23 protein-coding genes are annotated in these 24,837 nt (G+C 39.4%); 8 read left to right on the top strand and 15 right to left on the bottom strand.

The features are described from left to right. Nucleotides 1–8: 8 nt before the first annotated feature. Nucleotides 9–1,709, top strand: a complete 1,701-nt coding sequence (locus tag PKC55_RS06150; RefSeq protein WP_291130214.1) for a SusD/RagB family nutrient-binding outer membrane lipoprotein — start codon at nt 9–11, stop codon at nt 1,707–1,709. A gap of 133 nt (nt 1,710–1,842) precedes the next feature. Further along, nucleotides 1,843–3,597 (top strand): hypothetical protein, encoded by a 1,755-nt coding sequence (locus tag PKC55_RS06145; protein WP_291130217.1) that lies wholly within the window; start codon nt 1,843–1,845, stop codon nt 3,595–3,597. A gap of 87 nt (nt 3,598–3,684) precedes the next feature. Here the strand turns inward: PKC55_RS06145 and PKC55_RS06140 are convergent, their stop codons facing one another. From PKC55_RS06140 to PKC55_RS06125, 4 genes are all read right to left on the bottom strand, one after another. Continuing rightward, nucleotides 3,685–4,119 (bottom strand): copper resistance protein NlpE, encoded by a 435-nt coding sequence (locus PKC55_RS06140; protein WP_303887705.1) that lies wholly within the window; start codon nt 4,117–4,119, stop codon nt 3,685–3,687. Beyond that, on the bottom strand, nt 4,116–4,445 hold the full coding sequence (locus PKC55_RS06135; RefSeq protein WP_252638373.1) for a heavy-metal-associated domain-containing protein: 330 nt from the start codon (nt 4,443–4,445) through the stop codon (nt 4,116–4,118). The genes PKC55_RS06140 and PKC55_RS06135 overlap by 4 nt, the downstream gene beginning before the upstream one ends. Before the next feature lie 164 nt (nt 4,446–4,609). Next, entirely contained in the window at nt 4,610–7,462 is a 2,853-nt protein-coding gene (gene gcvP, locus PKC55_RS06130; protein WP_324372303.1) for an aminomethyl-transferring glycine dehydrogenase, read from the bottom strand. Between the two features lie 17 nt (nt 7,463–7,479). Then, on the bottom strand, nt 7,480–8,121 hold the full coding sequence (locus PKC55_RS06125; protein WP_135104605.1) for an MBL fold metallo-hydrolase: 642 nt from the start codon (nt 8,119–8,121) through the stop codon (nt 7,480–7,482). A gap of 512 nt (nt 8,122–8,633) precedes the next feature. Here PKC55_RS06125 and PKC55_RS06120 point away from each other — a divergent pair. Continuing rightward, nucleotides 8,634–8,945, top strand: a complete 312-nt coding sequence (locus PKC55_RS06120; RefSeq protein WP_291124940.1) for a hypothetical protein — start codon at nt 8,634–8,636, stop codon at nt 8,943–8,945. A gap of 183 nt (nt 8,946–9,128) precedes the next feature. After that, nucleotides 9,129–10,178, top strand: coding sequence for a bifunctional transcriptional activator/DNA repair enzyme AdaA (locus PKC55_RS06115; RefSeq protein ID WP_291124943.1), 1,050 nt, complete (start codon nt 9,129–9,131; stop codon nt 10,176–10,178). A 66-nt stretch (nt 10,179–10,244) separates the two neighbouring features. Here the strand turns inward: PKC55_RS06115 and PKC55_RS06110 are convergent, their stop codons facing one another. The 5 genes from PKC55_RS06110 to PKC55_RS06090 form a co-directional block, all read right to left on the bottom strand. Next, complete coding sequence (locus PKC55_RS06110; protein ID WP_291124945.1) at nt 10,245–10,898, bottom strand: NAD(P)-dependent oxidoreductase; 654 nt, start codon at nt 10,896–10,898, stop codon at nt 10,245–10,247. Nucleotides 10,899–10,972: 74 nt separating this feature from the next. Beyond that, nucleotides 10,973–11,383, bottom strand: a complete 411-nt coding sequence (locus PKC55_RS06105) for an RrF2 family transcriptional regulator (protein ID WP_135104609.1) — start codon at nt 11,381–11,383, stop codon at nt 10,973–10,975. Between the two features lie 155 nt (nt 11,384–11,538). Beyond that, a complete protein-coding gene (locus tag PKC55_RS06100; protein ID WP_291124948.1) occupies nt 11,539–11,979 on the bottom strand; it encodes a hypothetical protein in 441 nt (146 codons plus the stop codon). A 43-nt stretch (nt 11,980–12,022) separates the two neighbouring features. Next, nucleotides 12,023–12,643, bottom strand: coding sequence for a 16S rRNA (guanine(527)-N(7))-methyltransferase RsmG (gene rsmG / locus PKC55_RS06095; RefSeq protein ID WP_291124951.1), 621 nt, complete (start codon nt 12,641–12,643; stop codon nt 12,023–12,025). Then, a complete protein-coding gene (locus PKC55_RS06090) occupies nt 12,643–13,371 on the bottom strand; it encodes an RsiV family protein (protein WP_324372298.1) in 729 nt (242 codons plus the stop codon). The genes rsmG and PKC55_RS06090 overlap by 1 nt, the downstream gene beginning before the upstream one ends. Nucleotides 13,372–13,883: 512 nt before the next feature. On the opposite strand from PKC55_RS06090, the gene folD reads away from it, so the two are divergent. Further along, complete coding sequence (gene folD / locus PKC55_RS06085) at nt 13,884–14,765, top strand: bifunctional methylenetetrahydrofolate dehydrogenase/methenyltetrahydrofolate cyclohydrolase FolD (protein ID WP_291124955.1); 882 nt, start codon at nt 13,884–13,886, stop codon at nt 14,763–14,765. A gap of 111 nt (nt 14,766–14,876) precedes the next feature. Here folD and PKC55_RS06080 read toward each other — a convergent pair whose 3' ends face one another. The 4 genes from PKC55_RS06080 to PKC55_RS06065 form a co-directional block, all read right to left on the bottom strand. After that, the gene (locus PKC55_RS06080; RefSeq protein ID WP_291124957.1) at nt 14,877–16,778 is read right to left on the bottom strand and encodes a carbohydrate-binding domain-containing protein; all 1,902 of its coding nucleotides are present in this window, start codon (nt 16,776–16,778) and stop codon (nt 14,877–14,879) included. 169 nt (nt 16,779–16,947) lie between these two features. Further along, nucleotides 16,948–17,820, bottom strand: coding sequence for a ribonuclease III (gene rnc, locus PKC55_RS06075; protein WP_283686734.1), 873 nt, complete (start codon nt 17,818–17,820; stop codon nt 16,948–16,950). A 5-nt stretch (nt 17,821–17,825) separates the two neighbouring features. After that, nucleotides 17,826–19,088 carry a beta-ketoacyl-ACP synthase II gene (gene fabF, locus PKC55_RS06070; RefSeq protein WP_135104616.1) on the bottom strand — a complete coding sequence of 421 codons (1,263 nt, stop codon included), beginning with the start codon at nt 19,086–19,088 and terminating at the stop codon, nt 17,826–17,828. Between the two features lie 21 nt (nt 19,089–19,109). Next, nucleotides 19,110–19,346, bottom strand: coding sequence for an acyl carrier protein (locus tag PKC55_RS06065; RefSeq protein ID WP_135104617.1), 237 nt, complete (start codon nt 19,344–19,346; stop codon nt 19,110–19,112). Between the two features lie 154 nt (nt 19,347–19,500). Between PKC55_RS06065 and purN the strand changes: the two genes are divergently transcribed. Beyond that, nucleotides 19,501–20,073: a phosphoribosylglycinamide formyltransferase gene (purN, locus tag PKC55_RS06060; protein ID WP_291124959.1), complete on the top strand. Its 573-nt coding sequence runs from the start codon at nt 19,501–19,503 to the stop codon at nt 20,071–20,073. Here purN and PKC55_RS06055 read toward each other — a convergent pair. Continuing rightward, nucleotides 20,070–21,077, bottom strand: a complete 1,008-nt coding sequence (locus PKC55_RS06055) for a hypothetical protein (protein WP_291124961.1) — start codon at nt 21,075–21,077, stop codon at nt 20,070–20,072. The genes purN and PKC55_RS06055 overlap by 4 nt on opposite strands. Before the next feature lie 220 nt (nt 21,078–21,297). On the opposite strand from PKC55_RS06055, the gene PKC55_RS06050 reads away from it, so the two are divergent. Next, nucleotides 21,298–22,938: a fumarate hydratase gene (locus tag PKC55_RS06050; RefSeq protein WP_135104620.1), complete on the top strand. Its 1,641-nt coding sequence runs from the start codon at nt 21,298–21,300 to the stop codon at nt 22,936–22,938. A 98-nt stretch (nt 22,939–23,036) separates the two neighbouring features. Here the strand turns inward: PKC55_RS06050 and PKC55_RS06045 are convergent, their stop codons facing one another. Beyond that, nucleotides 23,037–24,116, bottom strand: a complete 1,080-nt coding sequence (locus tag PKC55_RS06045) for a baeRF3 domain-containing protein (RefSeq protein ID WP_324372291.1) — start codon at nt 24,114–24,116, stop codon at nt 23,037–23,039. Between the two features lie 228 nt (nt 24,117–24,344). Here PKC55_RS06045 and PKC55_RS06040 point away from each other — a divergent pair, with 228 nt between their 5' ends. Further along, nucleotides 24,345–24,788 carry a carboxymuconolactone decarboxylase family protein gene (locus tag PKC55_RS06040; protein ID WP_252638358.1) on the top strand — a complete coding sequence of 148 codons (444 nt, stop codon included), beginning with the start codon at nt 24,345–24,347 and terminating at the stop codon, nt 24,786–24,788. Nucleotides 24,789–24,837 lie beyond the last annotated feature (49 nt).

The raw sequence follows: 24,837 nt of genomic DNA, 5'->3' as shown, positions 1-24,837 counted from the left end.
TGACAATTATGAATAAATATATTAAACCGTTTTTTGTATTATTGATTTCAGGACTTGTACTCTTTAGCAGTTGTACAGATGGTTTCCTTGAAACAAATACAAATGTGGAAACAACAAAAGACGTTGAACCCGAAAGATTCTTATACAATGTACAAGTAAGCACAAAATCTAGTTCTTGGGAATGGTATTATGATTACTATGCTGCACAAATGAGATGGATGCAGTATGGGGTACGTATTATAGGAAATACACGTACAACTTACACTATTTTCAATTCCAATATTGGAGAACAACGTTATAGATTGTGTTGGTTGAATACAGGTTCTTATGCTCGTCACTTGGAATATTATGTGAACAAAAATATGCCGGATAAAGCAGCTCAATATTCTAATGTAATAGAAGCAGCCCGTGTGACTCTTATATATCAAGGGATTATTACTTCAGATTTCCATGGGTCTTTAGCATATACTGAAGGATGGGGATTTAGAAGTGGAAGTAATATTGAAGAGCCTAAATTCGAAACCCAAAAAGAATTATATGATATTTGGGATGCAGAGCTGAAAGCTGCGATAGCAAAGTTTAAATCAAATCAAGATCAGGTGTCTTTTGCTAACTATGACTTAGCGTTTAGAGGTGATGTGACTAAATGGATTAAAACTGCGAACGCTCTTCGTTTGCGTATTGCTAATCGTTTAATGAAAAGAGATCTAGCTAAAGCAAAAGCTATTGCAACAGAGGTATTAGCTAGTCCAGATGCAGAGCTTCCTACATCATATACAGATTCGTTTGTTTTCTGGTTAGAGATGAAATACTCAGATAATGGAGATTATCAAGCTGTTGAAGACCTTATCCGTGCTTCAAATGGTATGATGAATTATTTGAATAAGTATAATGATCCACGTAGACGCATGTTCTTTAGAATAAATAATTTGACCCCTGAATATGTTGCAGAGTACAATACACAAAATCCAGATAACAAAATATCGGCTGAATTGATAGGGCAAAGATGGTTGGGAGGAACTGCGAACTATGATTTAGTAAGTACTAGCGATTACGAGAAAATTAAGTTTGATCGTAAAACTCTTGACCCATCTAATAGAGCCATAAATATGCAAGCAGTGAATCGTCCTCAAACTAGACTTTTCTCAGGATCATATGATGGAGGAAATGGAGGAACTTGGTTTCCTAATATCACTCAGGCAGATTTCAGCTTTATGGCTGCAGAGTTTGTGTTAGAGGGTGTTGCTAGCTCTAAAACTGCAGAGCAATGGTATACTGCCGGAGTTGAAGGTTCTTTGAGACTGTGGAACTATGTAGGTAACTACTGTGAGATACATGATTACACAGCGATGACTGATGATGAGATTTCTACATTCATGAATCAACCTGATATCAAGTGGAATCCTGCAAAAGGAAAAGAACAAATATATGTACAAACATATATTGAAGACTTTAAAAATTCAAACGAAGGTTGGGCTTTATGGAAACGTACTGGATATCCTTCTACAAACTCTTCAATATTAGCTTTAGAAGAATGTACAGTAGATAATGTTAAACAGACACCTCCGAGAAGATATCGTTTTGCTATACCTTTGGAAGGAACTCCTAACTATGCAAACCAAAAAGAAAAATTGGAAACAATGATGGCTGATCCTGACTTTGGAGATCCAGCTAGTGAATTTGGTCGTATATGGTGGGATAAAAAATAATCAATTATCTCATCCTCGAATGTGGAGATGATAAAAAGTACTAATGTCTAAAAAATACCTCCTGATAATTTCAGGGGGTATTTCTTTTAAATAATCTTATGTATAATAGTATTAACCCGTAAATTATTAAGCCATGAAAAAGCGTATTAAGATTTATTCGTTATTTTTTATTGTTTTGTTTATCGCTGCAAGTTTCAGTAGCTGCTCTGATCAAATTGATGATTATTCAAGTGAGAGTTTAAAAATCTCACCTGTACTAAAATCTTCTTTTGATGGATATTTTGAGTGGGATAGAGTCAATAGCATACAAACAAAAAATCCCTACACTTCAACTCCGATAACATTAACTCTGCCTTGGACAAAAGGTAGCACCCAAAATATTGGGATACCTTCAAACTGGCTGGATGCCAATGCCGAAGATGTAACATATAGTAAAAGGTATTATTCAAGAGAAAAAGGATGGGAGTTGGTTTATAGTAATTTGCATTTAAACACTTCTTCTAAATACTTTGCTATATATAATAAATATACGGGCATTTTAAGATTTTTTCTATATGAAATATCAAATGGGTCGGGATATGGGACTACTGCTTCCTTCTGGGGTATTGCAACAGATAAGCCGACTAGTTTATTTAATTTTACAACTGGTTTTGCTACAGGTCAAAGTTTACTTGTTCAGGGACCATCTCAAATTATTACACCCAAAGGGACTTTCACTGGTACTAATTATTCAGGGATAGGTTATAAAGATAATAATTGGTATGGAATAGAACTAGAGTGTGCATATGATCCAAGTATTACGCAAAATAGCGGACATAATTTTTATATTAAAGGCTGGGGTGTTAATAAAATAACACTTACTGGTAATGCTACAACTACAGGCTCAATAACAGGTACATTGAAAACAACCGCTCCTAATTCTTCTGGACTCAATTTGAGCTTGAGTGACATGTTTAATAAATCAGCTTCTGTATCCTCAATGATAATTGATGATAAAGCATTACCGGAGCAAGTAGGTAAAAAATTAGATGAAGGTATCAAGAAGAATGACTCTTTTTCTAAAGGACTATGGAATAATATTAAGAGTAATGCATCTAAGTGGATCTCTACAGGCTTACAAGCTGGTGCTGAAAAAGGTATTGCTGCAATTTTATCTGGCGGTGGCTCAGCTATAGGTGACGCTATTGGTGGATTTGTTAATTCTTTGATCGGAGGAAAAAGCCAAGAGTCCATAACAAAAGTAGACTTATCTATAAATTCTACAACAAAGATCTCCTTAGAAGGAGAAACTCCGTTAGTCGGTTGGGGAGCTATATCTGCTCTTCCTGTACCTGGTAGCACATCTAATGTAAATGATATGCCGCTATATAATAAAAATTTAGGAGTTTGGAATCTGCAAGAAACACCTGTTGTTACTGTTAATATGTATACTGCGACTACATGGCTGCCTATTAGTTATTATTGTCAATATAAATACGTATTGAATACTCCTAAAATAGTCTTAAATCCGGAAATAGCATCTAAATTTGATATAAAGAATACAAAATTTGATTTAGCTATGACATCCTCTGTTGTTTCTACTTGGGGAGTAACATCTGTTGAACCTGCTGCTTTGATTAACAATATCGAATATTATAAAACAATGAATAACTCTTATAGTTTTAAATCTAAAATAATGAAAGCAGAAACCGCTAGCTATGAGTATGGAATTTACACTTGTAAAAATGTAACTGTAAGAGTTTCTTTTGACTTAGTAGATAAGAATAATTCAAATATCGTATATTCTTTTTCCAAATATTTTAGCGTACAACCCCAAAAAGGGATTGATTATCAAAGAAATGACGTTTATCCAGAAGGAAATGGAAATATAATACCATTCCCTATCTGATAATAAGATAGCGATAATCGCTTGAAAAAAAAGGAGACGTCTCTAACGAGAGACGTCTCTTTTTTATAATTTGATTTTATATTTACATTATTGTTTTTTCAGTACATACAGCTCTGCCATGTCTCCTGTTATTTTTTTACCCTCCATATCCAATTGGGTCAAGGTATTTTCACCAACAAAATATTTGCTCGGAGCATCCTTTATTCCTTCCAAGATTACAGTATTGCCTTCATTATTCCAGCTATACTTGCCTTTTTCTTCAAAAGTTTCTTTCTTTCCGACATATTGAGTCTTCTTAACGAAGGTGCTGTCACCCAGTTCTATAGTGATATTCATGCCTTCTCCGCTGGCAGTAGGAAGTTTACCTGTGTATGAGCCCATATAGTCTAACGAGGTTCTTGCATTGTGTGTATCAGCTATCAGCGTACTGTCAGCTTTAGGCTCTTCCTGTGGTTTTGGGGAGCTGCCTCCACAACTGTACATTAGTCCCACTACTGCAATGGCTATTAATAACTTTTTCATTTTTTCGCTTCTATTTTCTTATCCGTCTTTACTGCTACTTCATATCCCAGCTTCTCGATAGCTGCCTTCAGTTTATCAACAGTGGTTTGGCTATTTTTAAATTCGATAGTCACCGTTTTGTCATCAAGGTTTACCTTCATATCGGTTACACCTTTTTCAAAAGCAATATTCTTTTCGATACGCTTCTGGCAGTTTTCGCAAGTCATCGACACCGTGAAAACTACTGTTTCTTTGTCACTCTTCAAACCTTTCTTATCTTGTGCATTTAGTGTAAAACCGGCACTAAGCATCAATATAAAAGAGATTACAAAAATTTTAGCATTCATAGTTCTAAGTTTAGTACTCTGTTATAAAACAGATGTTTATTTATAAAGTTTAAAATAATAATACTTTTTAGAGTCTGTTAAAATTTATACAGACTCTTCGTCGCTGATAAATACATTATCTTCTTTGCCTATGCAGCAACTACAAAAAGTATTTCAAATATCTTTTATCCCATGTCGCAAAGACATGTCACCAGATTTCTATCACCATACGCATTGTCTACGCGTGCCACGTTGATCCAGAATTTGTTTTGTTTTACAAATTCGAGCGGATAAGCAGCTTTAGAACGTGGATAAGCATGTTTCCATTCGTCGGCACATACTTCATATTCGGGGTGAGGTGCATTCACAAGAACATTGTCTTCTTTCGAGTATGTTCCGTTTTCTACCTCCTTGATTTCTTCCCATATCTGGTTCATTGTATCCACAAAACGGTTTAGCTCCGATAAGCTTTCACTTTCGGTAGGCTCTATCATCAATGTGCCATGCACAGGGAACGAAAGAGTAGGAGCATGGTAACCATAATCCATCAATCGTTTTGCGATATCCGATTCTGTAATACCTGATGTTTCCTTCAATTTGCGGCATTCAAGGATAAGCTCGTGGCCTACTCTGCCTGTTGTACCTCTGTACACTATTCCATACGTATCTTTTAGGCATTCTGCCAGATAATTGGCATTCAATATAGCAATTTTTGTGGCATGCGTCAAACCTTCTCCACCCATCATGCGGATATAGCCGTAGGTAATAGGTAATATTCCTGCGCTTCCGTATGGTGCAGATGCTACCGTATTAACGGTGCTGCCATCCACTTCGGGATGATGAGGAAGGAATGGTATAAGGTGTTCTGCAACGCAGATAGGGCCTTCGCCCGGGCCGCCTCCACCGTGAGGAATGGCAAATGTTTTATGCAGGTTCAGGTGACAAACATCGGCTCCGATAAAGCCCGGATTGGTAAGTCCTACCTGTGCATTCATATTCGCTCCGTCCATATACACCTGTCCGCCTTTTTCGTGTACAATCTTGCACATCTCTCTGATCTCTTTTTCGAAGATACCATGAGTAGACGGATATGTGATCATACAACCCGCCAGATGATCTTTATGTTGATCAGCCTTTGCTTGCAGGTCTTCTACTGCTATATTTCCGTGGCTATCGCACTCTATCGTTACGGTTTCGTATCCTGCCTGAATTGCTGATGCCGGGTTTGTACCGTGCGCCGATGCCGGGATAAGAATAATATTACGATGCCCTTGTCCGATGCTTTCCAGATATTTGCGGATTGTCATCAATCCTGCATATTCTCCTGCTGCACCCGAATTAGGCTGGAAGCTTACGCCTGCAAAACCTGTGATTTCTTTCAGATATTCGCCGAGTTCTTCTATCAATTCGTTGTATCCCTGAGTCTGCGACTTAGGAGCTAGAGGGTGAATGTTTTGAAATCCGCCCAACGAAAGAGGGAGAAGTTCAGAGGCTGCATTCAGCTTCATTGTACACGACCCCAGAGAGATCATCGAATGAGCCAAAGAAATATCTTTTCTATCGAGGCGTTTGATGTAACGCATCAATTCTGTTTCGGTATGATAAGAGTTGAAAACCTCATGTTGAAGGAATTCGCTCTTACGAAGGAACTGATCATTTATTGTTATTTTTTTAGGAAGATCGTCTATCATAAACACTTCCATACGTCCTGCTGCCATAGAGAATACGGCAAGTAATTCGTGAGCCTTGTACTCTGTTATTGTTTCGTCTATGCTGATACCTACTTCTCCTGCTTCGTAATAGCGCAGGTTGATGTCACGCATCTCGGCAAACTCACGAACAGTATATTGCGATACTCCGCTCGGTAAGCCTATTTTGAGTGTGTCGAAATATTGTTCGTTCAGTATTGTATATCCCAGTTCTTTCAGCTCGTCTGCAATAAGTGCTGTAGCCGAATGTATCTGAGTAGCTATGTTCTTTAAGCCTTTTGGTCCGTGATATACAGCATAGAATCCTGCCATTGTGGCCAACAGTGCTTGTGCTGTACAGATATTGGATGTCGCTTTTTCACGTTTGATATGTTGTTCACGAGTTTGTAGAGCCATGCGATAGGCCGGTTTGCCATAGGCATCTTTCGATACGCCGATGATACGTCCCGGAACATTGCGCTTAAACTCCTCCTTTGTTGCAAAGAACCCTGCCGAAGGACCTCCGTAAAACATAGGAATACCAAAACGCTGGCTGCTGCCGAATGCAATATCTGCACCCCATTCTCCCGGAGGAACAAGCAGCGTAAGTGCCATCAGGTCTGTAGCTACAGATACCTTGCAGTCGATGCTGTGTGCCTTTTCGGCAAATGCTTTGTAATCTACAATATTCCCGTTTGAGTTAGGATATTGGATAATTGCACCAAAAAATCCGTCTGAAAGATCGACCGTATTATAATCACCAACTACCACCTCAATGCCCTGTGGTTCCATGCGTGTGCTAATCACAGCCAAGGTTTGCGGGAATATATTTTTATCAACAAAAAGTTTATTTACATTATTCTTTATCTGGTCGCGTGTGCGGAGATTAAACATCATTGTGGCAGACTCAGCTCCGGCTGTGGCTTCGTCAAGTAGCGAACAGTTAGAAAGAGGCAATCCGGTAAGATCGCTTACAGTGGTCTGGAAGTTCATCAACGCTTCGAGTCTTCCCTGCGAAATCTCCGCCTGATATGGAGTATATGAAGTGTACCATACCGGGTTTTCGAATACGTTACGGAAGATAGGGGCAGGGCATACGGTATCGTACCATCCCATGCCGATGTACGATGCGCAAATACGATTCTTCGACGCCATCAGAGCCATTTCCTCAGCATATTCGTGTTCGCTTAATGCTTCCGGCAGATTAAGACCGTTCTGCAATCTTATATTTGCAGGGATGGTTTGATCTATCAGTTCATCCAGCGAATTGACGCCGATTTTAGACAACATTTTTTTTTCATCTTCTGCATTGATGCCGATGTGGCGGTGTTGAAATTTTTGGGTCTCCATGGATTCTAAGTATCGTTTTATTGTAAATAAAAATTGTTTCTAGCTTCTTCTCTGATTGTGGTCAACGGCCCGTGACCCGAATATACCACTGTGTCGGGTGGTAGTTTCATCAATTTCTCTTTTATGCCGTCTATCAGTTGTTTGTGGTTGCCTCCCGCCAGGTCGGTACGTCCTACACTACCTCTGAACAATACATCGCCTACAAAAACACAACCGGCTTCCTGATTGTAGAAAACAATGCTGCCCGGCGAGTGTCCCGGTATTTGCATTACTATCAGCCTTTGATTGCCAAAGGTTACAACATCATTTTCGTTCAGATATTTTCCCACCTTGGGTATTCTCGTGTCTTCATTTGTGAAGCCAAACATTTGTAATTGGGTAGGGAGTTGTTCGAGTAAGAACTCATCACCCTTGTTGGCCATTGTTTCCAGTTTGAATTGTTCGTAAATAAAATTATTTCCGAATACGTGATCGAAGTGTAAGTGTGTATTTAGTAGATGTTTTACAACTAACTCATTGTCTAAGATGAAGTTCAGCAAAAGCTCTTTCTCATCTTGAAAAAAACAACCCGGATCAATGATAACGCACTCTTTTGTTTCATCATATGCAATATATGTATTCTCACTGATGGGGTTAAATTCAAATATTTTTACTTCCATATATATATTAGTAACTGTCTGTTAAAAAAGATTCTACAATGTATAGTCATTGCTCTCGCAAAGTTACCAGTTTTTACTCAGAACTAATATTGTAGGCTTGACTTTTTATCAGTTTGATAGGAAGTTTACAAGTTGTTAACTAATTTATTATCGTCATTCCTGAAATTAGATGTTATGACAAATGGTTTAGGTGTAAAATGTTTATATTCATTTGTTTAAATCAATTGTAATTAAGTGCTGTCTTTTAGAGCTTATCCTTATCCCTTTTATGAAGGTGTAGTATATTCTTTTGGTATTATTTTGTATGCAATGGCAGCGATTATTGTATTAATAGCTGTCTGGTTGTACGCCCTTATACCTAAAAAAAAGAATGTTCTATAAGCATTAGATAAATGCGTAATGTGAATTTTGTTTAAAAGGAATAATTTCTTAAAATATTTTTAAGCCTCAGTAGTCTATATAAATAGAGCGCTCTTAATAAATAGATTGTAAAATGTAAAACTGAATAAATTATGAGAACAAGAGGTTTTGGAATGGGGTTCTTTGGTGGAAACCCTTTCGATAAAGATGCAAGAAAAGAATTTAAAGAATCATGGTCTAAAATGACAGATAGTGAAAAGTTGGAGCTTATGAACAAGCGTATGGAAGGTCTTGATAATCACGAAGACCATTTCTCTGTTGAGGCAATAGACTCCCGTTGTGAAAAATGGATGAGTATGTCGAGCGATGAAAAACAAGCATTTGTTGACGAAAAGAAAAAAGCTTTCGAATGTCGTATGCATGGTATGCACGGAATGCACGGACATTTTGGTTTTGGACAATAATCAATAATTATATCAGAGAATCGGTTGTGATGGTATCATTGCAACCGATTTTTTTGAAGACTAACTTCGATATGGAAACAATTTCAAAGTATTTGAATCGGTAAGGTTTTAATTAAAAATACATGTAAATTTATCGGTTGTAAAGAAATATATCTATTATTAGCTTTGCTATAAAAATAGGATATGAAAAAAGACGATATATTTTATGAGGCATTGGTCGCCAAAGACCCTTCATTCGAAGGAACATTCTTTGCGGGAATAAAGACGACAGGTATATTTTGTCGTCCTACATGCACTGCCCGCAAGCCAAAAAGGGAGAATGTAGAGTTCTTCGCTTCTGCAAAAGACGCCATACTCAAAGGTTACAGAGCCTGTAAAGTTTGTCATCCGATGGAGAAAGCAGGTAGCACTCCAGAATATGTAGACCATGTATTAAGGCTTTTGGACGAAGACCCATCTTTGAAGCTCAAAGATTACGACCTGTTGAAGTTGGATATAGAGCCAAGTAAGATTCGTCGTTGGTTTCTCAAGAATCATGGTATCACTTTTCATGCCTATCAACGTATGTACAGGATAAATACTGCATTCAAAAAATTGCAGACCGGCACATCTGTCACCGATATTGCTTTCGATTCGGGCTATGAGTCTCTCAGTGGCTTCAACGATTCGTTTAAGAAGGTGTTTGGTGTATCTCCCAAAAATAGCAAAGAAAAGCACGTCATAGACTTCACTCGTATAGAAACAGATTTGGGAACAATGGTAGTTTGTGCTACGGATAAAGGAGTCTGTTTACTCGAGTTTTCGGATCGGAAGGGATTGGAAACTGAACTGAAACAATTAGCCAAGTATCATAATGCTAATATTGTACAGGGGCAGAACAAATATTTCAAACAACTGAAAGAAGAATTGGACGCCTACTTTGAAGGGAGACTGAAGGAATTTAAAGTTCCGTTGGATATATCCGGCACAGATTTTCAGAAACAAGTATGGCAAGCACTTGTTGAAATTCCCTATGGCACTACTTCTTCTTATCTCAGACAGGCGGAAGTCCTAGGTAAGCCATCGTCAGTAAGGGCTGTGGCTAATGCAAACGGGATGAATAAAATTGCAATTATCATTCCTTGTCATCGGGTTGTAGGTTCCGACGGGTCGTTGACTGGCTATGCGGGAGGATTGTGGCGCAAGCGGAAGCTTATTGATCTGGAAAAAGATAATAAACAAAAATTATCCTGAACGAAAAGGAATGTCTCTTTAGCGAGAGAGTCCTCAGTACGCTCAGGATAATGAAATTATATAGGATTAATATGCTGCGGTAAAGCGTTGGCGGGAAAATTTGTGGTTCTCAATTTCGTCAACAATAGCTACAGACAGATCCTCAACAGACAGGATAGATTCTCCGTCTTTGTCGAATACAGGTTCGTCTGTTCCCAATCGATACTTGCCTGTCCGTCCTGTTTTGATGCCTTGGTGCATATTGATGGCAGGCGAAAACATTGTCCAATCCAGTTCAGTTTCTTTTTTCAAGATATTCAGATAGTCTCTTGCTGCGGTAGCTCCAGGTTTTATTTCTTCGGGAAAACCTTCACCGTCTACAAGTTGTTTGCCGTCTATGTAGAGGCTGCCTGCTCCTCCGATTGTGATATAACGTTTTACACCTGCTTCTTTTACAGCTTTCTGTATTGCTTCCGATCCTTTAATAAAATCGTCGTATATATTCGGGTTAGTCCATCCGGGATTAAATGCGCTTAGCACAAGATCGTTGCCTTTAAGAGCCTCTACCAATGCTTTCGTATTTGTAACATCTAAAGCAACTGTCTTAGGGTTTCCGTTTTTTACCGGAATTTTATCTGTAGAGCGTGCAAATGCTGTTACTTCATAACCTCTGTTTACTAACTCTGTCAACAAGTGTGAACCTACGAAGCCTGTGGCTCCTATTAATGCTATTTTCTTCATGACTTTCTTTTTTATTGATTAATTAATTTCTTTTATACTGTATGTTTCCGTGTTACAGTTATGTTTAAATTTTTTTATTCAAATCTATTACTGAAATCAGCTAACGTTTGGTTAGCCAATCGGCTTATCATTATATCTTCAGCTTCTTTATTCAGGTCGTACAAATGCTCATTTATTTGTTTGCCAACAGGGCACTTCGGGTTGGGCGATGCCAGTTCGTTGCCCAGAATGGAATGTGTGCTTACAATCTTATATACGTCCGAGATGAATATTTCGTTGGCAGGTCTGGCAAGCATACACCCTCCGTTTTTACCCTCCTTACTTATAACAATATTATGCTTGCGAAGGTTTGATAGCTCTTTCCTTACCAATACAGGATTGATATTCATACTCCCCGCTAAAAAATCGGAAGAGAGCAGCTCGTCCGGAAACTTGGAGAGTAATACTAATATATGCATTGATATGACAAATCTGCGATCGTTCATTCTGTAATTATATTTATTACAGTACAAAGGTAGATAAAAATTTTACACTACAATATAAAAGTCAAGAAAAATATACTTTTTTCTTATAGGGAAGAGATGTTTCCTTTGTCGGTATGACAGGCAACGATCATTCGTGTAAATATTGCAGAAAACGCTTAAAATATTTTAATTGCACGGGTCTCTTGCAATTCCATCTTTACTATTTTCTCATTTAGGAATGTAATTACAAAATCTTTGGTAGGTGAATTTGTTCCGTCTGTATATGGATATATTACGGCGATAAACTCTTGTGTGCCTCCGATACTTTTACTTACGGTCTTTGATACTCTGATATTCGATTTGTCGGGAAAAATATACTGGTTGAATGTGGGTTTCCATATTTTTATAAAGGGCTTAATCGCTTTTTCACTCACATTCGCACTCTTGTCAAACAGGGTTAATAAACTATCAATCTGATCTGATTCTGCAAAGCGTAAAGCTTTTCTGCCTATTTCCACTTCATTTCCCGGAGCAGAGTCAATACCTCTTGTTGTAGTCTGATTGAATTGGCATCCGACAAAAAAGAGGCATAGAAAAACAACGAGTAGATTTTTCATCGCCGATAAATTTAAGGTTAGTAATAAGAAGTATTTTCTTATCTCAGATCAGCACATAAACGATCTTCTTTGTCTTAAAGTACTCTTCTTCGAAGTACATCGACAAGTCGTCAGCCTCGGCAGTTTTCTTGAATGGTTTTAGTTCCCCTTCCAAGTTTCCCCCTTTGAGACATATCAGTCCGTTTGGCAGAGCATTTTGCTGTTCTTTCGATACGTTTTTCCGTATGATTTTCACCAAATCGGGTAGAGGCATTACTGCGCGGCTTACTACAAAGTCGAATTGTTCTTTTACCTCTTCGGCACGACAATGGCGAAATTGAATATTTTCTAATCCGATAGCGCTCGAAACTTCTGTGGCAACCCTAATCTTCTTCCCAATGCTGTCTACCAACAGGAAGCTACACTTAGGAAACAATATGGCGAGCGGTACTCCCGGAAAGCCACCTCCTGTACCTACATCCATAATCTTCGAGCCGTCTTTGAACTGAATCAGTTTGGCTATTCCCAACGAGTGAAGTACATGGTGAGTATACAGATTTTCGATGTCTTTGCGTGAAATTACATTTATTTTAGAATTCCAATCCGCATACAGATCGTATAGAGCAGCAAATTGTTGTTTTTGCTTTTCTGTAATATTAGGGAAGTATTTAAGAATTATATCCATTATTTTCCTGAGAAGCTAGAAATTGGAGAATTATCTTTTAATATCGGGTACAACTCACTGTATGTAAACGGAACTTTTATCGTGCCCAGCGATGGTGCTGAGTATTCGCCCTGATTGAATAGGTAAGTTATTCCTTTATCGTCGATCGAAAAATTATTGTTGGCTGCTATGTCTTCTATTCCCCAATATCCGAATTCAAGAAGGTCTTCGGCTGTTTTCACATTGTTCTGTGCTATGATCTTATCGGTAAGCATTGTGTTGAGCAGCTTTTTATATTCGGGGATAAATATGTCTTTCTCTGTAATTACATTTCCTGTCTTCAGGTCTATATTCACATTTTTGTAGAATGTAGACGAATTAGCACCACCTTTAAAGTCCATCGATGATGTTTGGTACGATATGATACCCCCTCTATCGAATATCACTTGAGAGTTTAGCGTTTTATAGAACGAAAAATAATCTTCACTATCTTCCGAGCTTTCCCAGTCGGGGAACTGCACTTGTGCCGCCTCCTTGTAGTTCGCAATGTAATTGGTTACATATTTATCTACCGCATTTGCCGGCGAGAGTGATTCCGAAGACTCGTCTTCAAACAGAGCATAGTTAAACTCTTTTTGTATCTTGGCGAGCATAATACTGTCTTCATATTTTGCAGGGAAGATATAATTTATTTTTATAGAACACGAAGGCTTAGTGGAGTCGTTATCCAAATGGTAAATCTTTGACACACTAATAGAATCGTACACTATATTGTTTACTGTATCCGTTTTTTTGTTTTCGCATGAAAAAAATAAAATGGAAAATATAAATAATAAACTGATATGTGTAGAGGTAAATTTCATATGAACATCATTTAGTTTCTACTGCTGTATATACTACTAACGTTAAATCTGTGCTAATAGTTTTTTATTTCTTTTCATGAAGCAAATATACGACAAAAAGGAAAAGGGATACCTTTTTTTGTTAATCTTTTATGAAGTAATTTTTCAATAGAGTGCCTCTAAGACATATTTATATTAACTTTTTGGTAGTATGAAGTTTCTGTCAATTAACAGCTATTTGCTCCTATTTTTATATCTTTGTGGCATCTAGTAGTCAGTAATAATTATTGACGTATCTTGTAGGGGTAGCCCTTGTGGTTACCTACTATTGGTCGGGCAGGGACAAGCCCAGCCACTACATATAGATAAATATGGCTGTAAATTTTACAACTTAATAATTCTTATCTAAAGCAATTTATATGCAATTAATCGATGGTAAAGCCATATCGGCTCAAATGAAAAAAGAAATAGCCGAAGAGGTCGCAAAAATAAAAGCCGCAGGAGGTAAAACGCCTCATCTGGCAGCAGTATTGGTGGGGCACGACGGCGGAAGCGAAACTTATGTTGCCAGCAAAGTGCGTACATGCGAAGAGGTAGGCTTTAAGTCGTCTCTTATACGTTTCGAGGATAACGTAAGCGAACAAGAACTTTTGGCTTGTGTAGATAAGCTCAACAAAGATGCCGACGTTGACGGGTTTATCGTTCAATTACCATTGCCAAAACATATATCGGAACAGAAAGTAATAGAAGCGATTGACTACCGCAAAGATGTAGACGGATTTCATCCGATCAATGTGGGGCGTATGTCTATCGGTTTGCCCTGCTTTGTGTCGGCAACACCGGCGGGGATACTCGAATTGCTGAAACGATACGATATTCCTACTCAGGGTAAACACTGCGTAGTGCTCGGTCGTAGCAATATTGTAGGAAAACCGGTTGCGAACCTGATGATGCAAAAAGGCTATCCGGGCGATGCCACAGTAACCGTATGCCATAGCCACACACCAAATATAAAAGAAGTTTGCCAAAGTGCCGATATTATTATTGCTGCATTGGGCGTTCCCGAGTTTCTGAAAGGAGACATGGTGAAAGATGGCGTTGTAGTGATCGATGTAGGTACTACCCGTGTGCCTTCTGCTGAAACTAAATCAGGATTTAAGCTCAAAGGGGATGTTGCCTTCGATGAGGTAGCCGCTAAAGCATCGTTTATCACACCTGTACCGGGTGGGGTAGGGCCTATGACAATTATTTCCCTGATGAGAAATACATTGCTGGCAGGAAAAAACGAAATATACAAGTAATATTTTTCTGAGAAGAATGATCTTATAGAGTGGGGCGATCGTTTCACTTATAAAAAAATAAAGGCTGCTTTTCACAAAGCGGCCTTTACGATTATTTATCCAATAGTAAAATCACGGACGACCTCCGTTCCCTCCTGTTGAGGTTCCGATGCTGGTAACCATCGAACTTGGTGTGAAAGTTATAGCTGTCGTTCCTTTTGAATATGTTGCCGATGAATACAGTCCGTGGAAATTGCTGCCGCCTGACACACTGCCCCCTTTGTAAACCGTATACGTTACATCCGACTTCATATCGGGAGAGCTGAATAATAATGTCATTTGGTTGTATGTTCTAGGTACTTTGTAAGTTAATATTCCCGTACCATCGGACGCCTCTATATGTATCAGATCGCCCGAAGTCCCCGTTGTTCCGTAAATAACAGATCGCTGAGTACTTACACCTGACGTAGGAGTACTGGTTGCTCCACCCGTACCAACAAGAATACCACCTGTGATTTTGAACGTATTGTTGTCGCAGTCGAAGCCTTCTTCCGGTGCAGTTGTCCCCGAGGATATGATGGTGCCACCAGTTATAGTCATTGTTCCGTTCGAGTCTATACCATCATTTGAGGTGCTGTAACAATATATGTTTCCTCCGTTGATGGCTATGTGATTGGAGGCATTGATACAATCGTCATAGGCTTCAATTTCGATTGTACCATTATTGATTGTCAGAATTTTCTTGCTTTCCAATCCCTCGGCTTCTTCTTTGGTTGTTTTGATGATTATAGAACCACCGTTTACGGTAACATTGCCGTCGCTTTTTATGGCTTTGGCTGCCGTATCGTCCGAGCCGTATTTGAATAGATCCCCGGTAGTAGATACATTTATAGTTCCATCGTTGATGATGAGGTCTCCATCTACACTGATGCCTTTTCCCCCTGCGCCGGAGGCTGTTATATTTATTACACCTTTATCTATTGTGAGGGCGCCATCGCATTTTATGCCCGCCGCAGATGATATGTCTTTGTCGTCGGTATCGTAATACGCACTGCCTGTTGTTGCCAGTGTAAGCTCACCGCCTCCGATGGTCATATTGCCTCCGGCATTAAAAGCTTTTGCCGCAAGCCCCGAAGTGCTGATGTTTATTGTACCTCCTGTGACGCCGATTGTACCGATGTCACTTTTTATGCCTGCTGCTTTCTGTCCTGTGGTAGTGATATTTATAGTGCCTCCACTGATGGCTATAGACGAGTCTATCGATGTATCTGTGTCTTCGTAAGAAGCTACAATGGCATCGTCGTCGCTTTTTATAGTGATATTTCCATCATAAATTTTGATGTAGCCTTCGTCGCAGTCTATACCATCGCTCGAGGCTTTGATGTTGAGTGTACCTCCATCCATTCTGAAATAATCTTTGGCGTGGATACCGTCACTTACTGCGCCGGATATGGTGATGTTACCTCCTTTTATACGGATGTAGTCGTCACTGCTGATTGCGTGCTTGTATCGTCCTATAACAAGTAGGTTTCCATTTCCCTGAAAATTGAGCTGTCCCTCGCTAAAGAAAGCGCCTTTCATGTCTTCGTCGTTGTAGGCTGTGTAAGTGCTGCTGTCTACCAGTCGGTTAGACGTTCCTCCCACTAGCATTACGGTCACTTTTTTACCCGATTGTACGTTCAGCGCAGGGCCGTCTGTGCTTATTATACTGACTCCATTGAGTCCCAACCCGAACTTGTAATCGCTATAAATTTTGAAAGAACCACTATTTATCGTTCCCGAAAGTACATAGTTGATTTCTGTGGTTGTATTTGTAGATGTTACCACCACATTTCCGTTCGATTGGGTTATGCTTACCCCTTCATTCTCGTAAGGGTTTGTAATCGTTACAATGTTGTCGGTATAGGCAATAGTTACGGCATCCACAAAGGTTGTATCCTTTGTGTTGGTGGCGAAGTCTTCATCAATAAGGATTTCTTCATCATCATCCTCATTAACAGGATCATTGTCGTTACTACACGCTATTAGAAGCATGCAACATGTTGTAAAAAATAAAATAAAGATTTTTCTAGAATTCATATTATTGGTCTTATGTGAATTAAGACAATAATATTATAATCTTTACGAAGAAAATACAAGCAAGTTCGACAAACAAGGCCATTTGTTCGATGAATATTGCTAAAATGAAGGATGAAATATAGAGTTACTTTTCCGAAACCGCTTCGGATTCGGTTTTGGCTTCCGTCTCCACTTCCGTTTCCGCTTTGTCTTGCATATTCACATATACTTCATTTTGCAATTGTTGTTGTTTCTCGTACAGTTGCAGTATGTGGTTGCGGAAATTGTTGTCACGTTGAAGCTTGTTGAAAGCTTCTTTTGCTGCCTTTTGTTGCGATTCTTTCTTCGAGTAGCCTGTACCCAATCCGGCTTGCTCGCCGAGTATCACAACGGCAGTTTTGAAAATAGGGGTGTTATTTTCGTCTACAAAGCTGTCGACGAGATCGAAGCTGACTGATATTTTTTGCTTTTGGCTCCATTCTATCAGTCGCGACTTGTAGTTTGCCTCCTGTTCGGCTACTGTATCAATATTCAGGTGTTCTTTGATGAGTCGTTCGAGAACAAACTTCTTTGACACCCTATATCCCTGATCTAAATAGATAGCACCTATCAATGCCTCCAGTGCATTACCATACATGTGGGTATTGGGTGTTGTATTGCGGGCAGATGTTTTTATTAGCTTGTCGATACCCAGTTCGAGTGCTAATTTGTTTAAAGTTTCACGTTGGACGATCTTCGAACGCATATTGGTAAGGAATCCCTCCTTCTTATATTCAAACTCCTTGAATACAATATCGGCAACAATAGCATCGAGGATGGCATCGCCCAAAAACTCGAGCCGCTCGTTGTTGATCCATTTGCCGTCTTTCAACTTTATAGAAGACGATTTGTGCAAAAGAGCTTGCTCATAGAGCGTTATGTTGTATGGATAGAACCCAAATATTTTGTAAAAAGAAACATAAGGCTCCTTCCCTCTTTTAGGAAGAAGCCTTATTCCACGATATATCTTTCTAAGCACGCGACTTATTTCTTGAACTTCTTTACTATTATACAAGCATTATGTCCTCCAAAACCGAATGTGTTTGAGAGTGCTGCGTTTACAGTCCTTTTCTCAGCCTTATTAAATGTTAGGTTCAGCTTATAATCAATTTCAGTATCTTCGTCTCCTTCGGTGAAATTGATTGTTGGCGGAATTATATCATTCTGTACCGACAGTACGCAGAAGATTGCTTCCAATGCTCCCGCAGCACCTAAAAGGTGACCTGTCATGGATTTTGTAGAACTGATATTCAGGTTATAAGCATGCTCACCAAATACCTCTTTGATTGCTTTGATTTCTGATGGGTCGCCAACCGGAGTTGATGTTCCATGTACGTTTACGTAATCAAGCTCACTTGGGTTCATGTGGGCATCTTCAAGCGCATTTTTCATTACTAGTTTCGCTCCCAGTCCTTCGGGGTGTGACGCTGTGAGGTGATAAGCGTCGGCAGACATTCCGCCTCCTACAACTTCAGCATATATTTTTGCTCCACGTGCAAGTGCATGCTCCAATTCTTCGAAAATAAGACATGCCGAACCTTCTCCTATTACAAACCCGTCGCGGCTCTTGCTGAACGGACGAGATGCTGTTTGAGGAGAATCGTTACGTGTAGACAAAGCTGTCATTGCATTAAAACCACCAACACCCGCTGGAGTGATTGCTGCTTCTGCTCCTCCGACTACCATTACATCTGCCTTGCCCAAACGGATTTGGTCGAATGCGATGATAGAACTATGTGTAGATGAAGCACAGGCAGAAACAGTTCCAAAGTTAGGTCCACGAAGACCGTGACGTATCGAAATCAATCCGGCTGCAATATCCGAAATCATCTTAGGGATAAAGAACGGGTTGAACTTAGGTCCCATATCTTCGTGAGTATAGTAATATGCAACTTCTTCTTCAAAAGTCTTGATACCACCTATACCTGCCGAAAATATAACACCGATTCTGTCACAGTTTTCATTTTCAAAATCAAGTTTTGAATCTTTTATGGCTTCTTCGGACGAACCGATAGCCAGTAATGTATATCTGTCACACTTGCGGATTTCTTTTCTATCCATCAATCCTGACGGATCGAAATCTTTAACTTCGCAAGCAAACTGTGTTTTAAATTTTGACGCATCAAAATGAGTAATAGGTCCAGCCCCACTCATTCCTTTCAAAGCATTCTCCCAAGTAGTTGGGACATCGTTGCCTAACGGAGTTACCGAGCCTAGACCTGTTACTACTACTCTTTTAAATTCCATAAATGACTATTGGAAAAAAGATTATTTTGCATTTGCTTCAATGTAAGAGATAGCATCTCCCACTGTAGCGATTTTTTCAGTCTGATCATCTGGAATAGAAATACCGAATTCTTTTTCAAATTCCATGATTAATTCTACTGTGTCAAGTGAATCTGCTCCCAAGTCATTTGTAAAGCTAGCAGTATCAGTAACTTCAGACTCTTCAACACCTAACTTATCAACAATGATTGCTTTCACTTTTGATGCTACTTCTGACATAATTTTTAGTTTTGATTAATAATAAATTTTTTATTTTTAATTTTGTCGATGCAAAGTAACAGTTTTTTATCTATATGTTACAAATATTTTATGGATAAAATAGTTAAAATTGCACATATTTTTTACTTGTGTGCATAATCGCTAAAAAACACTCATGATTAAAATCGCTATTTTTGCCTCAGGTTCAGGGTCTAATGCCGAGAACATAGCAAACTACTTCGCAGAGAGTAATACTGTTTCCATTCCGCTTATAATATCAAATAAGAAAGATGCTTATGTGCACGAGCGTGCAAAGAAGCTGGGAATACAATCGGTTACCTTCTCCAAAAACGAGTTCGAAACATCTGATAATGTGATCGATTTCCTGAAAGAGAATAAAATAGACTTTATTGTTCTCGCAGGTTTCTTGCTCAAAGTTCCCGACAATATATTAGAAGCATATCCCGGTAAGATAGTGAATGTCCATCCCGCGCTTTTACCCAAATTCGGCGGTAAAGGGATGTATGGCGACAATGTTCATAAGGCTGTGGTAGAAGCCGGAGAGGCTGAGTCAGGCATCACGATACATTATGTGAATGAGAATTACGATGAGGGGGCTATTATTTTTCAGGCAAAATGCCCTGTGCTGAAAAGCGATACCTATGAAGATGTCGCAAAAAAAGTGCATACACTTGAGTATACGCACTTTCCTGTTGTTATTTCCAGTGTCTTAGATCAGACCTTCTAATTCGATTGGTTTTCTGTATTGCCTTCAGGCTCGTTTACTTTCACCTCCTCGTTGTTCACCGTTCTGGCTCTTACGATAGTCCGGCGGTCGCCACTAAGTACTGAGGTGTTATCTTTCTTTGTTTTAATATTCTTATCTCCTGCACCTTGTGTCGGTTGCTGAGCGGGATTGTTCGTTTTTTGCTCTGTCGTTGTCGGTTCGGGCTGATATACAGGCGATGTTACAGTCTGTTGATTGTCGTTATATTGCTCTGCCCTGTCTGCCTTTATTCTTCTTACAGAACGTTTAGGTGCTTTTTCCTCTTTTCTGTCTGTTGTTTTGGTATTCACCGTTGGCGTTATCGGTGACGGATACACATAATTGTCGGAGCTCTTTTCGGTTGCCCACAGATTGAGCTTGCTGATTGCCTTGTCGGTAACGGTAATCCATACTTCGCCATTCGGATTGCCCGATGCTGCATTTTGTATTATAAAATCACGCTTAATTACATCGTTAGGTGATAGTCGATCTACAACTTCGGACTGTACCCTTGTACCATTGATAAAGTATAAAGGTTTGTTGCCGTACTTAACATATTCCTGAGCCAATTCGTCGGCAGATTTTTTCAGCATTTCCTGCTGGATGCTATCCGCTATTATGCGTGCTCTCTTTTCTTTGTCGCGGCTATCTATATTTGCTCTCGATAGGCGATAAGCTAAGCTTGTGTTGCCCGTTTTCAACAGAATCTGGTCTTTTTCTATTTGTCCTATCAGCCTGTCGATATCCATAAGTGCACCTTCCAGCGAGTTATAGTCTGACTTTAGGATAGCTGAAACGGAATCTGCATCCGCTCCCATTTTATTAAACAAAAATTTGTTCTGGGGGTCTTTTTCGCCTCTGTTGCTAACGATCAGCGTTGTGTCTTTTGTAGTCACTATATATTTGTTTCCTTTTTTCTGGGCATAAGCTAAAAAAGGAAGTAATGATGTTATCAAAACGAGTATGATATATTTGCTTAAATTCATTTGTTTGTGTTCGCTTTTGAAATTTATATATACGTCAATATTCTTTTACTTAAGTATATAATGCGCAAATATACAAGATTTTTCGTGAATGATAATGGGTCTTACATTTTTTAGTATAAATAAGGTGGCTTTTTAATTTTTTATAAACTTCTTATGCTTGAAACACTGCCTTTATTTTCGTACTTTTGCGTAAAATAAATCAACTATTAAAATATTAATCATGGCAACACCATCATTTAAGTACCAAGAGACGTTTCCATTAGAGAAGGATACCACAGAGTATTATTTACTCTCGAAAGATCATGTTTCTACAGCTAATTTTGAAGGACAAGAGATATTGAAAGTACAACCTGAAGCTCTTACTTTACTGGCACAACATGCTTTTCACGATGTAGAATTCTTATTACGCCCCGAGCATCAAGAGCAAGTGGCAAAGATATTGTCTGATCCCGATGCCAGCGACAATGATAAATTTGTGGCGCTTACATTCCTGCGCAACTCCGAGATTTCGGCAAAAGGGGTGCTCCCTTTCTGTCAGGATACAGGGACAGCCATCATTATGGGTAAGAAAGGACAAAATGTGTGGACAGGCGGCAACGACGAGGAAGCCTTGTCGAAGGGTGTGTACAATACATTTACCGAAGACAACCTGCGCTATTCGCAAAATGCGCCTCTGGATATGTACAATGAGGTGAATACAGGAACGAACCTGCCTGCGCAAATAGACCTGTATGCCGTAAACGGAAATGAATATAAATTCCTTTTTGTAGCTAAAGGTGGTGGTTCTGCAAACAAAACATATCTCTATCAGGAAACAAAAGCATTGCTTACGCCTGAGAAACTAGAGCCGTTCCTGATCGAAAAAATGAAATCGTTGGGTACAGCAGCATGCCCTCCTTACCATATCGCATTTGTTATTGGCGGTACATCAGCCGAAACCAATCTTAAAACCGTTAAGTTGGCTTCTACTAAATATTATGATGGTCTTCCTACTTCGGGTAACGAGGGCGGACGTGCGTTCCGTGATTTGGAAATGGAAGCCAAATTATTGAAGGCTGCTCAGGAGCTTGGACTTGGAGCGCAATTTGGCGGTAAATTCTTTGCTCACGATATCCGTGTGGTTCGTTTGCCTCGTCACGGTGCATCTTGTCCTGTGGGCATGGGTGTTTCTTGTTCGGCCGACAGAAATATAAAAGGAAAGATCAACAAAGACGGTATATGGCTCGAAAAAATGGAAGATAATCCAACAAGGCTTATTCCCGAAGAATTGCGTAATGCCGGCGAAGCAGGAGGTGTGAAAATAGACCTCAACCGTCCGATGAAAGAAATACTTGAAGAGCTGTCTAAATATCCTGTTTCTACACGTTTGTCACTCACCGGTACAATCATCGTAGGACGTGATATTGCCCATGCTAAACTTCAGGAGCGTATCGATAAGGGCGAAGGGCTTCCTCAATACATCAAAGATCATCCGATCTACTATGCAGGGCCTGCAAAAACGCCTAAAGGATATGCAAGCGGTTCGATGGGACCAACTACAGCGGGACGTATGGACTCGTATGTAGACGCATTCCAAGCTAATGGCGGCAGCATGATAATGATTGCTAAAGGTAACCGTAGCCAACAGGTAACAGACGCTTGTCACAAGCACGGCGGATTCTATCTGGGAAGTATCGGCGGTCCGGCTGCAATACTTGCTCAGAATAGCATAAAGAGCCTTGAGTGCCTCGAATATCCTGAATTGGGAATGGAAGCGATATGGAAAATAGAAGTAGAAGATTTCCCTGCATTCATCTTGGTAGACGACAAGGGTAACGACTTCTTCAAACAATTGAAACCGATTAACTGCTCTATGAGCTAATATATACTATAAGCAAGCAGTCTATGTGTATGAATAAGCGGATATCATTCATTTGATATCCGCTTATTTTTTTAGGGAAGATGCCACTTTTACATAACTTAATATCTTGTTTTAAGGGCTATCTTGTCCAATTCCTTTATTTCGTCTTGCATGGTGAAAAATACTTTTCCGCCTTTCGATATCACTTCCCATGCTATATCGCTCACAATATCATCGATTACGTCCGGCTGATTCGCCTCTTTTGCCAGTTCGAAGTTTCGCTCATCTATCATTCTTACGGGTTGCGAAAACTTGTCGTATACGATCAACATCTCGCCATTTCCATCTATTGCAGCCCTGTAGATTTCCTGCAAATCGGTAAGAACTTTATGCTTCGATATTGCTTCTTTCATTTCTACAATGGCTTCCGACCTGTGTTCATGCATATACTGCTTCATTATCTCCCAGCCGGGTTTGACTACATCGTGCGGCTTCGAGTTGTTGTAGTCTATCGATGTGTATCCTATATAGATGTCGGGCTTATCGGCTACTTGCATCAGTCTACTGAAATTCTCTTCGGTAGAAACAACAACACACTCCAGCTCGGTTTCCTGATTCACTTTCACCACTGCTTTATCAACCTGATTGAAGAACTCACGGATGAGGTCGTCTACACGTTTAGCATTGCTTCTCTCTGCCCTGTTGGGTATGTAATACGGCGATCCTTCAAACGGAAATCCATCGCTCTTTACTTCTTCTTCAATTCCGTCTCCTAATGCTTTATATAGCTGTACCCCTCCTTGCGATAATACAAGTATCAGGTACTCTTTGCTGCGGTTGTATGCTTTTATTAGGGGGCGCAGATTGAACGTGCTTCGAATGTTTAGCCTATCTTCGGGTACAGTCCACGACGTTCTGATGATTTCCTCCGTATCGTTCGATAAGAATACATGAAGGCTATCGAGATTGTTGTTCTCGTTCACTCTATTTTCTACAGTCGCTATCTTCTCCAGAAGGGGAGCTACTGTTCTTTTTCCATATTCGGCAACTATTTGCTTTTCTGCTTGCGAAAGCAGGTTTTTCAACAATATTTTATCTTTATCGCTGGCAGGGCGTGTTCTGTGTGTATTAAGAGAGATACTAACACAAGGCCCTGCTTTTACAGTTGCCAGTTTTTTTATCTTTTCTTTTAATGCCATAATATATTTATTTTTTAATCACGCTAGTAATATACGAAAAAAAGCCGTTTTTTTCAATCTGTGAGATTGAGAACCCCTTTGAAATAGCTTCTTTTTCATAAGATTATGTTTTTTTAATCTCTTTTTCTGTCGATGGATAGAGAAAGATCTCTTTCTTAAACCAGTTTAAGATTCTAGTCTATCGGAATGGCTAATTTTGTATTACTAATTCAAAAAAAGATATCGAAAATGGAAAATAAAAGATTGAATATGTACAAAGCTGCTCCCGAACTATACAAAGCAATGATGTCTCTGGAAAATGCTTTACAACAAACATCTCTGACTCCTATCGAAAAGGAGTTGATTAAAATAAGAGCTTCGCAAATCAATGGTTGTGCCTTTTGCCTGAACATGCATACCCGTGATGCTCGTAAAATCGGGGAAACCGAACAACGTATCTATTTGTTGAACGCATGGCATGAAGCAGGTAACTTATATTCTGAAAGCGAGAAGGCAATACTTCGCCTGACAGAAGAGGTTACCCTTATCAGCAAAGGCGGTGTTTCGGCTGAAACATATCAACAAGCAGAAAAGATATTGGGAGTGTCTAAACTTGCTGAGGTAATAATGGCTGCGGTAGTTATCAATGGCTGGAACAGGATTGCCATATCCACAGAACTGCCGATAGACTAATCGCCTAAACAAACAATAGGGACAATCTTTACCGATTATCCCTATTTAT

The organism is Dysgonomonas sp. (assembly GCF_035323175.1).
GTDB lineage: Bacteria > Bacteroidota > Bacteroidia > Bacteroidales > Dysgonomonadaceae > Dysgonomonas.
Note: the sequence above shows the minus strand (reverse complement) of the source record. Positions and strands in the feature narration are given on the sequence as shown.

Bases quoted from the DNA above. Each gene is read 5' to 3' on its own strand.
- PKC55_RS06120 (WP_291124940.1), top strand. From the start codon at position 8,634: ATGAGAACAAGAGGTTTTGGAATGGGGTTCTTTGGTGGAAACCCTTTC.
- PKC55_RS06115 (WP_291124943.1), top strand. From the start codon at position 9,129: ATGAAAAAAGACGATATATTTTATGAGGCATTGGTCGCCAAAGACCCT.
- PKC55_RS06110 (WP_291124945.1), bottom strand. From the start codon at position 10,898: ATGAAGAAAATAGCATTAATAGGAGCCACAGGCTTCGTAGGTTCACAC.
- folD (WP_291124955.1), top strand. From the start codon at position 13,884: ATGCAATTAATCGATGGTAAAGCCATATCGGCTCAAATGAAAAAAGAA.
- PKC55_RS06080 (WP_291124957.1), bottom strand. From the start codon at position 16,778: ATGCTTCTAATAGCGTGTAGTAACGACAATGATCCTGTTAATGAGGAT.
- PKC55_RS06045 (WP_324372291.1), bottom strand. From the start codon at position 24,116: ATGGCATTAAAAGAAAAGATAAAAAAACTGGCAACTGTAAAAGCAGGG.
- fabF (WP_135104616.1), bottom strand. From the start codon at position 19,088: ATGGAATTTAAAAGAGTAGTAGTAACAGGTCTAGGCTCGGTAACTCCG.
- rsmG (WP_291124951.1), bottom strand. From the start codon at position 12,643: ATGGATATAATTCTTAAATACTTCCCTAATATTACAGAAAAGCAAAAA.
- gcvP (WP_324372303.1), bottom strand. From the start codon at position 7,462: ATGGAGACCCAAAAATTTCAACACCGCCACATCGGCATCAATGCAGAA.
- PKC55_RS06145 (WP_291130217.1), top strand. From the start codon at position 1,843: ATGAAAAAGCGTATTAAGATTTATTCGTTATTTTTTATTGTTTTGTTT.
- PKC55_RS06040 (WP_252638358.1), top strand. From the start codon at position 24,345: ATGGAAAATAAAAGATTGAATATGTACAAAGCTGCTCCCGAACTATAC.
- PKC55_RS06050 (WP_135104620.1), top strand. From the start codon at position 21,298: ATGGCAACACCATCATTTAAGTACCAAGAGACGTTTCCATTAGAGAAG.
- purN (WP_291124959.1), top strand. From the start codon at position 19,501: ATGATTAAAATCGCTATTTTTGCCTCAGGTTCAGGGTCTAATGCCGAG.
- PKC55_RS06055 (WP_291124961.1), bottom strand. From the start codon at position 21,077: ATGAATTTAAGCAAATATATCATACTCGTTTTGATAACATCATTACTT.
- PKC55_RS06125 (WP_135104605.1), bottom strand. From the start codon at position 8,121: ATGGAAGTAAAAATATTTGAATTTAACCCCATCAGTGAGAATACATAT.
- PKC55_RS06135 (WP_252638373.1), bottom strand. From the start codon at position 4,445: ATGAATGCTAAAATTTTTGTAATCTCTTTTATATTGATGCTTAGTGCC.
- PKC55_RS06150 (WP_291130214.1), top strand. From the start codon at position 9: ATGAATAAATATATTAAACCGTTTTTTGTATTATTGATTTCAGGACTT.
- PKC55_RS06105 (WP_135104609.1), bottom strand. From the start codon at position 11,383: ATGAACGATCGCAGATTTGTCATATCAATGCATATATTAGTATTACTC.
- PKC55_RS06065 (WP_135104617.1), bottom strand. From the start codon at position 19,346: ATGTCAGAAGTAGCATCAAAAGTGAAAGCAATCATTGTTGATAAGTTA.
- PKC55_RS06100 (WP_291124948.1), bottom strand. From the start codon at position 11,979: ATGAAAAATCTACTCGTTGTTTTTCTATGCCTCTTTTTTGTCGGATGC.
- PKC55_RS06140 (WP_303887705.1), bottom strand. From the start codon at position 4,119: ATGAAAAAGTTATTAATAGCCATTGCAGTAGTGGGACTAATGTACAGT.